14 protein-coding genes are annotated in these 12,531 nt (G+C 37.8%); 13 read left to right on the top strand and 1 reads right to left on the bottom strand.

The window, feature by feature from the left end:
- The first annotated feature begins 83 nt into the window (after positions 1 to 83).
- The 6 genes from pyrH (at position 84) to rseP (ending at position 5,152) form a co-directional block, all read left to right on the top strand.
- Entirely contained in the window at positions 84 to 779 is a 696-nt protein-coding gene (gene pyrH / locus ACYQ35_RS01870) for a UMP kinase (RefSeq protein WP_459829625.1), read from the top strand.
- Between the two features lie 32 nt (positions 780 to 811).
- On the top strand, positions 812 to 1,363 hold the full coding sequence (gene frr, locus ACYQ35_RS01865) for a ribosome recycling factor (protein ID WP_009461030.1): 552 nt from the start codon (positions 812 to 814) through the stop codon (positions 1,361 to 1,363).
- Positions 1,364 to 1,451: 88 nt separating this feature from the next.
- A complete protein-coding gene (locus tag ACYQ35_RS01860) occupies positions 1,452 to 2,162 on the top strand; it encodes an isoprenyl transferase (protein WP_009461031.1) in 711 nt (236 codons plus the stop codon).
- Positions 2,162 to 2,965: a phosphatidate cytidylyltransferase gene (locus tag ACYQ35_RS01855; protein WP_459829617.1), complete on the top strand. Its 804-nt coding sequence runs from the start codon at positions 2,162 to 2,164 to the stop codon at positions 2,963 to 2,965. Before ACYQ35_RS01860 ends, ACYQ35_RS01855 begins: the two co-directional genes overlap by 1 nt.
- A gap of 13 nt (positions 2,966 to 2,978) precedes the next feature.
- Complete coding sequence (locus ACYQ35_RS01850) at positions 2,979 to 4,121, top strand: 1-deoxy-D-xylulose-5-phosphate reductoisomerase (protein ID WP_459829612.1); 1,143 nt, start codon at positions 2,979 to 2,981, stop codon at positions 4,119 to 4,121.
- Between the two features lie 5 nt (positions 4,122 to 4,126).
- Positions 4,127 to 5,152 carry an RIP metalloprotease RseP gene (gene rseP, locus ACYQ35_RS01845; RefSeq protein ID WP_459829607.1) on the top strand — a complete coding sequence of 342 codons (1,026 nt, stop codon included), beginning with the start codon at positions 4,127 to 4,129 and terminating at the stop codon, positions 5,150 to 5,152.
- A gap of 56 nt (positions 5,153 to 5,208) precedes the next feature.
- Here rseP and ACYQ35_RS01840 read toward each other — a convergent pair whose 3' ends face one another.
- Positions 5,209 to 6,474 carry a peptidoglycan-binding domain-containing protein gene (locus ACYQ35_RS01840; RefSeq protein ID WP_009461037.1) on the bottom strand — a complete coding sequence of 422 codons (1,266 nt, stop codon included), beginning with the start codon at positions 6,472 to 6,474 and terminating at the stop codon, positions 5,209 to 5,211.
- A gap of 515 nt (positions 6,475 to 6,989) precedes the next feature.
- Here ACYQ35_RS01840 and ACYQ35_RS01835 point away from each other — a divergent pair.
- The 7 genes from ACYQ35_RS01835 to ACYQ35_RS01805 all read left to right on the top strand — a co-directional run.
- Positions 6,990 to 7,661 carry a response regulator gene (locus ACYQ35_RS01835; RefSeq protein WP_459829603.1) on the top strand — a complete coding sequence of 224 codons (672 nt, stop codon included), beginning with the start codon at positions 6,990 to 6,992 and terminating at the stop codon, positions 7,659 to 7,661.
- The gene (locus tag ACYQ35_RS01830; protein ID WP_459829600.1) at positions 7,658 to 8,656 is read left to right on the top strand and encodes an ATP-binding protein; all 999 of its coding nucleotides are present in this window, start codon (positions 7,658 to 7,660) and stop codon (positions 8,654 to 8,656) included. Before ACYQ35_RS01835 ends, ACYQ35_RS01830 begins: the two co-directional genes overlap by 4 nt.
- A gap of 181 nt (positions 8,657 to 8,837) precedes the next feature.
- Positions 8,838 to 11,084 (top strand): Spy0128 family protein, encoded by a 2,247-nt coding sequence (locus tag ACYQ35_RS01825; RefSeq protein ID WP_459829595.1) that lies wholly within the window; start codon positions 8,838 to 8,840, stop codon positions 11,082 to 11,084.
- The gene (locus ACYQ35_RS01820) at positions 11,084 to 11,332 is read left to right on the top strand and encodes a LexA family protein (protein WP_459829592.1); all 249 of its coding nucleotides are present in this window, start codon (positions 11,084 to 11,086) and stop codon (positions 11,330 to 11,332) included. Before ACYQ35_RS01825 ends, ACYQ35_RS01820 begins: the two co-directional genes overlap by 1 nt.
- 134 nt (positions 11,333 to 11,466) lie before the next feature.
- Positions 11,467 to 11,817, top strand: coding sequence for a type II toxin-antitoxin system prevent-host-death family antitoxin (locus tag ACYQ35_RS01815; protein WP_459829590.1), 351 nt, complete (start codon positions 11,467 to 11,469; stop codon positions 11,815 to 11,817).
- Positions 11,817 to 12,173 (top strand): type II toxin-antitoxin system RelE family toxin, encoded by a 357-nt coding sequence (locus ACYQ35_RS01810; protein WP_459829587.1) that lies wholly within the window; start codon positions 11,817 to 11,819, stop codon positions 12,171 to 12,173. The genes ACYQ35_RS01815 and ACYQ35_RS01810 overlap by 1 nt, the downstream gene beginning before the upstream one ends.
- Positions 12,174 to 12,347: 174 nt before the next feature.
- Positions 12,348 to 12,531 (top strand): transposase (locus ACYQ35_RS01805; protein ID WP_459829584.1); only part of this gene is annotated, 184 nt, incomplete at its 3' end.

The following is a 12,531-nucleotide window of genomic DNA, read 5'->3' as shown; positions in this document are numbered from 1 at the left end:
TGTTTATTTTTGTACTTGTAGAAAGGAAAAAACCTATGTTATAATGGGTACATTGAAAGAAAAATAAAGGCGAGGAGAAACAGATGAAAAGAGTGTTGTTAAAGCTGAGCGGTGAGGCGCTGGCAGGAGATAAAAAGACAGGATTTGACGAGGCGACATGTATAGGTGTAGCCAATCAGGTAAAACAGTTAGTGGATTCAGGTGTTCAGGTAGCAATTGTAACAGGAGGAGGGAACTTCTGGAGAGGAAGAACAAGTGAGACAATCGACAGAACGAAAGCAGATCAGATTGGTATGCTTGCAACTGTTATGAACTGTATTTATGTGTCAGACATTTTCAGACATGTGGGAATGCAGACAGAAGTATTTACACCGTTTGTATGTGGAGCATTTACAAATTTATTTTCAAAGGACGCTGCAGTGGAGGCGCTAAACAGCGGTAAAGTTGTATTTTTTGCAGGTGGAACAGGTCACCCTTATTTTTCAACAGATACAGGGGCAGTGCTTCGTGCGATTGAGATTGAAGCAGATGCAATGCTGCTTGCGAAAGCGATTGACGGTATCTATGACAGCGATCCTAAATTAAATCCGGACGCTAAGAAGTATGATGAGATTTCTATTCAGGAAACAATCGACAAGCGATTGGCAGCAGTAGATTTAACTGCGTCCATTCTTTGTATGGAGAATAAGATGCCGATGCTTGTATTTGGTTTGAATGAAGAAAACAGCATTGTGGAGACAATGACAGGTACATTTAAAGGAACAAAAGTGACCGTATAATAAAAATAAGAAGAAAGAAGAGGATAGAATATATGAATGAGAGAGTAAAAGCATTTGACGAAAAGATGACAAAATCTTATAACAGTTTAGTTGGAGAATTAGCGACAATCCGTGCAGGACGTGCCAATCCGCATGTACTTGACAAATTGACAGTTGATTATTACGGAGTGCCTACACCTATTCAGCAGGCAGCTAATATTTCTGTGCCGGAACCACGTATGATTCAGATTCAGCCGTGGGAAAAATCTATGGTAAAAGAGATTGAAAAGGCAATTCTTACATCAGACATCGGAATTAATCCGACAAATGACGGAAGCGTTATTCGTCTTGTATTTCCTGAACTTACGGAAGAGCGAAGAAAAGAACTTGCTAAAGATGTAAAGAAAAAAGGAGAGCAGGCTAAAGTTGCTATCCGTAACATTCGTCGTGACGGTAACGATACATTTAAAAAATTAAAAGGAACAGAAGTTTCAGAAGATGAAATTAAAGATTTAGAAGATGAATTGCAGAAATTGACAGATAAATATATCAAAGATATTGATAAAGCGGTTGAAGAAAAATCAAAGGAAGTTATGACCGTATAATAAGAAAAACAATTTGCTTTTCAGAGAAAATAAGAGGGGTGCATGTTGTGCCCCTCTTTGTATGAGAGAAACTAATGGAGGAAAGAGTATGAATATACCACAACACATTGCAATCATTTTAGATGGAAATGGACGTTGGGCAAAAGCGAAGGGAATGCCAAGAAATTATGGACATGCACAGGGAAGTAAAAATGTAGAGAGGATATGCGAAGAAGCCTATAAAATGGGCGTAAAATATTTGACCGTATACGCATTTTCTACAGAGAATTGGAGCAGGCCGAAAGAAGAAGTGGACGCTCTGATGAAATTATTGCGCAATTATATGAAAACGTGTTTGAAAACCGCCGCTAAAAATCGCATGAAAGTGCGTGTGCTGGGTGATAAAACGAAATTAGATGATGATATTCGCAAACGAATCGAAGAACTGGAAAAAGCAACGGTTGACAATGACGGATTGAATTTTCAGATTGCCCTGAACTACGGAAGCAGAGATGAGATGATACGTGCCATGAAAAAAATGGCAGCAGACTGTAAAGAAGGAAAACTGGAAGTCGAAGATATTTCCGAGAGTGTGTTTGAGGCATATTTGGATACGCATGATATTCCGGATCCGGATTTACTTATCCGCACAAGCGGGGAACTTCGCCTGTCTAACTATCTTCTGTGGCAATTGGCATATACGGAATTTTATTTTACAGATGTTTTGTGGCCTGATTTTACAAAAAAGGAATTAGAAAAGGCTATTTTGCATTATAATAATAGAGACAGACGATTTGGCGGAACAAAGGAGGAAAAATAATGTTTAAAACAAGACTGCTAAGTGGGATTGTACTTGTAATTATCGCCCTGATTACGGTTATAACAGGGCAGGATTTACTGTTTGGAGTTCTGCTTGTAATTAGTTTGATAGGTATGAGTGAATTATATAAAGTGGTAGACGTACATAAAAAACTTCTCGGCTTTACAGGATATTTGGCGGGAATTGCGTATTATGTATGTCTGCGGTTTGGAAGTAAAGAACAGATTGTACCGTTAATTATCGGATTTTTAGTTTTGTTGATGGCGGTCTATGTATTTTCTTTTCCAAAATATATAGCACAACAGGTTATGTTTGTATTTTTTGGTTTGTTTTATGTTGCGCTGATGCTTTCTTACGTGTATCAGACACGTATGCTTCCGCAGGGCGCTTTCCTTGTATGGCTTATTTTCCTGTGTTCATGGGGAAGTGATACTTGTGCATACTGCGTAGGTATGCTTATGGGCAAACATAAAATGGCGCCGAAACTAAGTCCGAAAAAGTCGGTAGAGGGCGGTATTGGCGGCATTTTGGGTGCGGCTTTGCTTGGAGCAGTGTATGGATTGGCAATCAACAGGTTCGCATCGGGAGCAGATGCAAATGTACTTCACTATGCAATTATTTGCGGAATTGGTTCCATGATTTCGCAGGTGGGAGATTTGGCGGCTTCTGCAATTAAGAGAAACCATGACATTAAAGATTATGGGAAACTTATCCCGGGTCATGGAGGTATTTTAGACAGATTTGACAGTGTGATATTCACTGCACCAATTATCTATTACCTGTCGGTTATGTTGATGAAATAAATGAGGGATAAAAATGAAAAAGATAGCAATTTTAGGTTCTACAGGTTCAATAGGAACACAGACGTTAGAAGTTGTCAGAGCAAACAAGGACATTGAAGTGGTGGGAATGGCAGCGGGAAACAATATTTCTTTGCTGGAAGAACAGATTCGTGAATTTTCTCCAAAGACGGTAGCGGTCTGGTCTGAGGAAAAAGCGAGAGAACTGCGTGTCAGAATTTCTGATTTATCCGTAAAAGTTGTAGCCAGAATGGAGGGGCTGATTGAGATTGCAACTATTCCCGAGACGGAAATTTTGGTGACTGCTATTGTCGGTATGATAGGAATACGCCCTACAATAGCCGGAATTGAAGCGGGGAAAAACATTGCTCTTGCCAATAAGGAAACACTTGTGACGGCAGGACATATTATTATGCCTTTGGCAAAGAAGCATGGTGTGTCCATTCTTCCGGTGGACAGTGAGCACAGTGCAATTTTTCAATCACTTCAGGGAAATGAAAAAAATGCGATCCACAAAATTCTTCTAACGGCATCAGGCGGTCCTTTTAGGAATAGAAAGAAGGAAGAGTTGGAACATATTCAGGTGGAAGATGCTCTTAAACACCCAAACTGGGAGATGGGCAGAAAGATTACAATTGATTCTTCTACGTTAGTTAATAAAGGCTTGGAAGTAATTGAGGCAAAATGGCTTTTTGACGTAAAAATGGAACAGATAGAAGTTGTTGTACAGCCACAAAGCATTATCCATTCTATGGTAGAATATGTTGACGGAGCGGTTATTGCGGAATTGGGAACTCCTGATATGAAACTTCCTATCCAGTATGCCCTATACTATCCGGAGAGGAGATACCTTCCGGGTGACAGATTGGATTTTAAGAAGTTGTCGCAGATTACATTTGAAGAGCCGGATATGGAAACATTTTACGGACTTCGTCTTGCATATGAGGCGGGAAGAGCAGGAGGTTCTCTTCCGACGGTATTTAACGCGGCAAATGAACTGGCAGTCAGCAAATTTTTAAATAGAGAAATACGGTACTTAGAAATACCGGAAATTATCGGGGAATGTATGCGGAATCATAAAAATATTATGAATCCATCTGTGGAGGAAATATTAGAAACAGAACAGGAAGTATATAAGCAGATAGAAAGCAGGTGGTAAATGTGGTGGGAATTATTCTCGCACTGTTATTATTTAGTTTTATTGTATTTTTCCATGAATTAGGACATTTTCTTCTTGCAAGAAAAAATGGGGTCTATGTGGAAGAATTTTGTATAGGAATGGGACCTACTATTATAAGTAAGCAGGGAAAAGAGACAAAATATTCCATTAAATTGCTGCCCATAGGCGGAGCATGTATGATGGGAGAAGACGATATTGAAAATACAGACGAGAAAAGTTTCAATAATAAATCTGTATGGGCGAGAATTTCGGTCATTGCAGCCGGTCCGATTTTTAACTTTATTTTAGCGTTTATTTTATCCGTGATTGTTGTTGCATGGGTTGGATATGACAAATCGGAAATAGGAGGTATTGTTCCGAACTCGGCAGCGCAGGAAGCGGGATTGCAAAAAGGTGATGTGATAACGGAAATCAACGGGAAAAATATTCATTTATTCAGAGAGATTTCCGTTTACAATCAGTTTCATCAGGGAGAAAAGGTTACTCTTGAATATAAGCGTGACGGAAAAACATATGAATCTGTATTGACGCCCCAAAAGAATGAACAGGGACAGTATTTAATCGGTATTACGCAGGCGAAGTATAAAAAGGCAAACGCTTTTACGGCATTACAGTATGGACTGTATGAGGTGGAATACTGGATTGAAACGACGCTTGAAAGTTTGAAAATGTTGGTTACAGGGAAAATTGGAATGGATCAGTTATCAGGCCCTGTAGGGATTGTTGATGTGGTTGGCGATGCGTATGAGACAAATAAAGCATACGGAGTTTCTTCCGTAATCTTTTCTCTGATTAATTTATCCATTTTACTTTCGGCAAACCTCGGAGTAATGAATTTACTTCCGCTGCCGGCGTTGGACGGAGGAAGGTTAGTTTTCCTGTTTGTCGAGGCAATACGTGGGAAACGTGTTCCGCCGGAAAAGGAAGGAATGGTGCATTTTGCCGGACTGATATTACTTTTTGGTTTGATGATTTTTGTTTTGTTTAACGATATACAGAGACTGCTGTAGGCAGTTGAAAAATAAAGTGCAGAGATATGATGTAAAAGTCATACCTCTGCATTATTTTATGTCAGTTCTGCAATTCGGGAAACACCGACATAAATTTGTGAAATCTTGTACCATGTAGGGTAATCGGTGATTCCTGTATCGGGAAGACCAAAGATGGATTGAAACTTCTTTACGGCTGCGGCTGTAGCAGGTCCGTAAATTCCGTCGGCAGTTATTTTAGGAATGGCGGGATAAGCACCTGCAATCACATTGAGCTGTTCCTGAAGTTGTCGGACTTTATCACCGGAAGAACCATTTTCCAAATCATATCCCGGCCAGGAGGACGGTACACCTGAAATTTCCTGTGCAGTGTTAATGTAGATGTTATCGCCATAATAGTATCGTAAAATTTCGATGGCAGTGTACCCCTGTTCTCCCAAAGAAAGAGAGCCCCACTGTGTCAACCAGTTTGGGCATGTAACCTGACGTCCGTCACAATATTGAGTAAGAATAGGTTGGCGTACGTTAGGACGGGACAGATAGTTTGCGAATAAATCGTCGACAACAGCCGAAATAGTATCGTAAATATTACGGTTTGGTATCCATTTATGGTCGAAAGCAGTGGAAGATGTAATTGTAAAATCATACCCTTTATTCCGATACCATTCCGTGTAGACACGGTTCAATGTAAAAGACATAATGGCAAGTACATTTGCCTGAATGGTAGAAGCAGGCCATGTTGCATAGATTTCACTGGAAGCGACATTTTTGATATAATCCCGATAGCGCACATAATAATTTTTTGCGGTGCTGTCTCTTGGAGAACCGTCGTGTACAACAATGTATTCGGGTACAACTACACGGCTAAGTACAATTTCGCCTGTTTCGTCCATAGGTTTAATTTCATCTTCAGCGATTTTAGGAGGATATTCCTCATAGAGAGTATGCCCCGGAATCACATAAATTTCCTGCTGTTGTGTATCGGGAGAGATGGGTTTTAAAGCAACGTTTTGAATTGCCTTTACGGTTGGTAAAAGTTCTGCGCCTGAGATATTCATTGTTTCATATCCGGGGGCTGAAATCTTAAAAGTGTATTCGGAGTAGGGCTGGGATTCTATAGAGGGATTCAGACTATATTCCAGAGGAGGAGTGTCCAGTTCTATAGTTTCAGTCTGTCCCGACGAGTCGGTAGTCAGTTGCTCCAGTTGACTGTCCGGTACTCCGGTATAAGAAATATCAACAGTTGCATCTGAAACGGGATAGGAAGTGATTTCGGAGGTAACGTTTAGTTGAAGACTTCCCTTATCTGCAGTGTTGTTTTGCATTGTGTGAATAGAACGCATAGATACCTCGCAATGTTTTGTTACAATATATATATGTTTTTGATAAACAGATGTTACAATTAAAGTATGATAGTGAACCGTGTGGACGAAGAGAGAAAGAAAAAAATAAAAATATTTCAAAATAGTATTGACAACTATAAAATATGTGGTATTATAACAGTATAAACAAAATAAATAAGATAAATAGCAGATACCACTAAACTGATAATCTAATATTTATTTTATTTATGAGGGAAATATAATCTTCGGAAAGATTATATGCTTATTAAAACCCGTAACAGTGATAACACAGAGATGAAATGTCAACTTCAATATGTGATTATTAAGTTAGGAAGTTAATAAGGAAAATTTATGAAAGGAAGGTACGGACCACCAGAAAGGTAAAAAGAATGATTGAAGTGATTAAGTAAAATGGCTATTAGTTATGGAATATAATTAATAGCCATTTTACATTGCGTAAAAATAAATTTCATTTTATACTATACAAATACGACTAAGCAGAAAAGGGGAAGAAAATGTATAAATTACTGATTGTAGAAGATGACATGATGATTGCGAAAATTTTAGAAAACCATTTGGAAAAATGGGGGTATGAAGTGAAATGTATCACTGATTTTGAAAAAGTATATCAGGAATTTCTGGCTTTTGAACCACATTTAGTATTACTTGATATTTCTCTTCCGTTTTTCAATGGTTTTCACTGGTGCGGAGAGATTAGAAAAGTATCAAAAGTTCCAATTGTGTTTATTTCTTCTGCCTCGGACAACATGAATATTGTTATGGCGATCAATATGGGAGCAGATGATTTTGTTGATAAACCGTTTGACTTAAATGTAATTACGGCTAAAATTCAGGCCCTTTTAAGGCGGACATATTCGTTCCAGGGAAGTGTGAATGTGATAGAACATAAAGGTGTTGTTTTAAATCTGAATGACGCAAGTGTGTCATATGAAGAGAAACATTTGGAACTGACAAAAAACGATTATAAAATCCTGCAACTTCTCTTGGAAAATGTGGGAAAGATTGTTTCGAGAGAAGGGATTATGGTGCGTTTATGGGAGAACGAAGAATTTATTGATGATAATACATTGACTGTAAATGTAACAAGACTTCGCAAGAAACTGGAAACAATAGGGGTTAAAGATTTTATAGCGACGAAGAAAGGGATAGGATATATCATTCTATGATGAAATTAGTGTTGCCATATATAAAGGAAAAAAGAAAAACAATATTTGTTTTACTGTTTTGCGGGGTTATTATAAAAGGGATTGCTTTTTTATACGGGGCGAATACGGAAGATACCAATTATGCATTGCTCATCTGTGCTGTGAGTGTAGGGATAATTGCTGTGACAGATTTTGTGAAATATGCGGGAAAATACAAAAGATTAGAGCATTTGAAGAAACAACTGGCATATGAAATGGGAGATTTTCCTGAAGCGGAAGGGCTTTTGGAACAGACCTACCAGGAAATCATAGTGGAACTGCACAGAAACCGAAAAGAGTTGATTTCATCTATGGACATTTCAGCAAAAGAAGCAGAAGAGTATTATATGATGTGGGCGCATCAGATTAAAACACCTATTTCTGTGATGAACCTGTTATTGCAGTCGGGTGAGTGTGACTTGAAAATATTATCTGCTGAGTTATTTAAGATAGAACAGTATGTAGAAATGGTATTACATTATCTGAGGGAAAAACAGATGTCACAGGATATGGTGTTAAATCAATATTTTCTTTCGGATATTGTGAAGGCTGCGATTAAAAAGTATTCAAAACTATTTATTTTACAGAAAATTAAATTGAATTTTGAACCAATGGAAATAACGGTGCTTACTGATGAAAAGTGGCTTTTATTTGCGTTGGAGCAGATTATTTCAAATGCGCTGAAATATACAAATGAGGGAAGTGTTTCTATTTACATGGATAAGAATAATGCAAATCTGCTTGTGATAGAAGATACGGGAATAGGCATCAGTGCGGAAGATTTGCCGAGAGTGGCTGAGAGAGGATTTACGGGATACAATGGAAGGAGCAATCAAAAATCCACGGGACTTGGGCTATATCTTACAAAAGAAGTGCTCGGTAAACTGGGACATGGGTTAAAGTTGGAATCTCAGGTAGGTAAGGGAACGAAGGTGATTATTGATTTTAGCAGAGAGTTTACACCGATTAACGAATAGAATAAAGTATAGAAAATCCATCAGAAATGTTTTGACTGATGGATTTTTTAGTTTGCAAAAGTTTTCTTTTAAATATTACAAAACAAACGCAAATGAAACGGTTTCAATCCTTTTTTTAAACGGTACGACATGTATACTCTAAGGGAAAATAAAATAAGAAAGGATATAACAGACAAGGAAGATGTGTAGAAAATATGAAAAATTAAAAAGAATAAGTGCGTGTGTTCTGATAATGTCACTCTTATGTGGTGTTATACCGTGGAATACATTTGCTGCAGAAAAACGAAGTGTCTCTAAAGGCAGTGTATCAGCGACGGTTAAAGCGAGAAAAGTTTTACAGGGACATGTACTTCAGGACAGACAATTCACATTTGAACTGCTTGAGAATGGAATTGTCATTCAAACAGCACAAAATGATGCTGCCGTGGATATTACATTCCGACCAATCACGTATAAAAATGCAGCAATACATCGGTATACTATACGTGAGAGAAACGGCGGACAAACCATCGACGGAATTGTGTATGATTCCAACGAGTATGAAGTAAATGTAACAGTTCGGGAGGAGGATTTAAAAGCGCCGGATCAGAATAAAATTTATTATGGACATTCTCCTGACGGAGAAATTTTTGTTGGAGAATACCCGGGAGAGAGAGGGTATGAGGTCTACTGCATTGACCAGAGTAAGGCGCTTCCTCCAAAAGAGCCTGAGTCCCGCACAAAATATATCGTTTTAAATGATCCGGATTCAAAAGAATTGGAATCACATGTGACAATGAACCGATATGGAGACAAACTGGCAGAAAATTTGAAAAAATGCTTTTTTTATTTCCAGTTATTCCCCGACAAGTATAGTTCGCATGACAGAAGAGAGATTGTCTGGGTGGCTACCGGAGCATATGGAGATAATGACGCACAGTGGAAAGAAGTTATGAAAGAAATTTTTCAGGTCAGTTTACCGGAAGAATATCATCTGGTATTGTTTGTACCTGAGGATAAAGATTATCACCAGACATTAGGAATGGGATATGGAGTGGCGATTAAGAATGATGTGGGTTCTGACATTTCATTTGGAACAGCACCTCCGATTTTTGTGAATAAATCAGAAAATACAGCGCCACAGGAAGCGAAGGCGGTTATAAAAGCAAAAAAGATTTTAGAAGGAGAAAAACTTAGAGATAAACAGTTCCAGTTTGAATTGCTAGATGAAGGCGGGGGAGTTCTTCAGGAGGCAACAAATGATGCGGAAGGGAATATTCAATTCCAACCGATTACGTATACCGCTCCCGGAGAATACCGGTATAAAATCCGAGAAAAATATTATGGACAGACGATTGACGGTATTGTGCACGATGCAAAGGTATATGACATAGTGGTAACTGTTACCGAAAAAGATTTGGAGGGTTTCCAAAATGCAGTGAAATATTATGGCGTTGCACCGGAAGGAAACTATATTTTTGTGGGAGAAAAACCGGGTGAGCAGAAATATCAGGTGTTTTGTATTGATGGTAACAAAACATTGCCGCCGCCTGTAGTAAATCACCACACTTATAAGGTTGTGACAGATCCTGAACTGACAGAAATGGAACATTATGTAAGTATCAATCTTTGGGGAGATAAACTGGTTGAGAATCTGAAAAAGATATTTTACTATTTTCAGGTATATCCGAACAAATACGGTCTAGAGGAACAAAAAAATATTGTATGGGCAGTGACAGGGTATTTTGGACATGATTTAGGACAGTATGAAAAGATTGTGAATGAGATGTTCAAGATAGAATTGCCAGCGGAATATCATCTTGTTGTTTTTGAACCGCAGGGACAGGATAGAGATTTTTATCAGCCTCTCGGAATGGGATATGGTGTAGAAGTTGGAAATCGGTCCGCTGAGGATATGGAAATGAGTTTGGAAACGCCGGTATTCGTGAATAAAATAAGCAATGTCAAGACCGAATTTACACCACTGGCTTTCAAAAAAGTAGATGGAAGAAATCCGTTTGCCAATGAAAATTTTGAATTTGTGCTTCATAAAGAAGATGGAAGTGTCATCAGCAAAGCACAAAATAATAAACAGTATATTTCATTTCCACCAATTGCGTATACTGCAAAAGATGCGGGAAAAACGTTCCATTATTATATTGATGAGTTTACAAAAGAAGGATATGTTTGTGATACGGAAAGAGTGGAAGTCACTGTAACCGTTGCTTTTTCAGAATTTGCGGGACTTGTGGCAGAGGGAAGTTATAAAAAGGGAAATCTCCAATGTACTTGCAAGGTATGTAATGGATTTAAAAGTCACATTCTACCGGAAGAATTTGCAGAACGTATCACAAATATATTTTGCTTTCAGATGAAAAAGCGTTTCGGAAAATCACTCAAATGGAAAATTGTGCATAGATTTTTGAGAGGAATGTTGGAGGTGAGATAATGAAGAGCAGAAATAAACCATTGACGGAAAAAGAGTATGAAACATACCAATTTCTGATAGGCTACATAAAGGAAAATGGATATGCTCCGTCATATCAGGAAATAGCGGAAGAATTGAGTCTTAATAGTACATCGACAGTCTATGAAAGAATGAAAAAGTTAGAAAGTAAAGGGAAAATAGAAATAAAAAGCGGACAGCCTAGAGCAATCAAAGTAATCGGTTATAAGTTCGTGCGCTGTGAAGATTAGATTGAACATGATAGCATCAACGGAAAATCTGCTGGTGCCTATTTGGAAAAATGAATTTTAACTGTAATTTTAATTAAAATATTGCATAAAATAATATTGTATCGTATAATTAAAGAAAGAAAGGGGTTGAAGTTATGAATGCATCATTAATTGATTTTACAGAAAAGTTAGTTCCAATATCTGATTTTAGCCAAGGAAAAGCCGGAAAGATTTTTAGTGATGTTGCGGAAAACAATAAGGAATATATTGTTTTGAAAAATAATCAGCCAACCGCAGTATTGATTTCTATGAAGGAATATAAAGAAGTACAGGAAAAAATATCCAAGTTGGAAAACTTGCTAGAGAGATTGGAAAATATTAGATTATTAAAGATGGCGGAATCGAGAGCCAATGATAAAGGTACTTCCTTTGAAAAGTTTGTGGAAGAAGAGGGATTCTCTATGGAAGAATTAGAGGAACTATCAGAAAGCGTGGAGTTTGAATAATGGCATGGAATATACACATAACAGATGAAGCAAAAAAGGACTATAAGAAAATAGAAGGTAGTGTTCGGAAACAAATTTTAGCTGGAATTGTTAAAGTATCAAAAGCACCGTTGCCAAGTCCTGATGGATATGGAAAACCTCTCGGAAATAAAAATGGAAATAATTTGATGGGGTTTTTCAAGATTAAGTATAGAGGAATCGGGATTAGAGTTGTGTATACATTGGTGTTATACGAAAGAGCGATGAACATTGTTGTGATTTCACAGAGAGATGATAATTACTGTTATGATTTAGCTGCTAAATTATACGAGAAATATGGCGATGAGATTTTTGAAAACATATTTGATGATTTTTAATTCCATAAGCCAAGAATCTATGTTATAATATTGTGGCAGATATAAGACCTCTTATATTTGTTTTGATTTGTTGTTGAATGGTGTTAGAATATAAATAGTACAAGTCAAAATGAGAATTCCTTATAAGAAAAATCATGGTACAATGTAGGTACTGCACTGAAGGAGGATCTCATTATGGCAAAGCACTATGACAAACAATTTAAGCTGGATGCAGTCCAGTATTATCATGATCACAAGACCTTAGGACTGCAGGGCTGTGCTACAAATTTAGGAATCAGTCAGCAGACATTATCACGCTGGCAGAAAGAACTGCGCGAAACAGGTGATATTGAAAGCCGAGGTTCCGGTAACTATGCTT

The sequence above is a fragment of the Faecalimonas hominis genome (assembly GCF_054660755.1).
Note: the sequence above shows the minus strand (reverse complement) of the source record. Positions and strands in the feature narration are given on the sequence as shown.

Bases quoted from the DNA above. Each gene is read 5' to 3' on its own strand.
- pyrH (WP_459829625.1), top strand. From the start codon at position 84: ATGAAAAGAGTGTTGTTAAAGCTGAGCGGTGAGGCGCTGGCAGGAGAT.
- frr (WP_009461030.1), top strand. From the start codon at position 812: ATGAATGAGAGAGTAAAAGCATTTGACGAAAAGATGACAAAATCTTAT.
- ACYQ35_RS01860 (WP_009461031.1), top strand. From the start codon at position 1,452: ATGAATATACCACAACACATTGCAATCATTTTAGATGGAAATGGACGT.
- ACYQ35_RS01855 (WP_459829617.1), top strand. From the start codon at position 2,162: ATGTTTAAAACAAGACTGCTAAGTGGGATTGTACTTGTAATTATCGCC.
- ACYQ35_RS01850 (WP_459829612.1), top strand. From the start codon at position 2,979: ATGAAAAAGATAGCAATTTTAGGTTCTACAGGTTCAATAGGAACACAG.
- ACYQ35_RS01840 (WP_009461037.1), bottom strand. From the start codon at position 6,474: ATGCGTTCTATTCACACAATGCAAAACAACACTGCAGATAAGGGAAGT.
- ACYQ35_RS01835 (WP_459829603.1), top strand. From the start codon at position 6,990: ATGTATAAATTACTGATTGTAGAAGATGACATGATGATTGCGAAAATT.
- ACYQ35_RS01830 (WP_459829600.1), top strand. From the start codon at position 7,658: ATGATGAAATTAGTGTTGCCATATATAAAGGAAAAAAGAAAAACAATA.
- ACYQ35_RS01825 (WP_459829595.1), top strand. From the start codon at position 8,838: ATGTGTAGAAAATATGAAAAATTAAAAAGAATAAGTGCGTGTGTTCTG.
- ACYQ35_RS01820 (WP_459829592.1), top strand. From the start codon at position 11,084: ATGAAGAGCAGAAATAAACCATTGACGGAAAAAGAGTATGAAACATAC.
- ACYQ35_RS01815 (WP_459829590.1), top strand. From the start codon at position 11,467: ATGAATGCATCATTAATTGATTTTACAGAAAAGTTAGTTCCAATATCT.
- ACYQ35_RS01810 (WP_459829587.1), top strand. From the start codon at position 11,817: ATGGCATGGAATATACACATAACAGATGAAGCAAAAAAGGACTATAAG.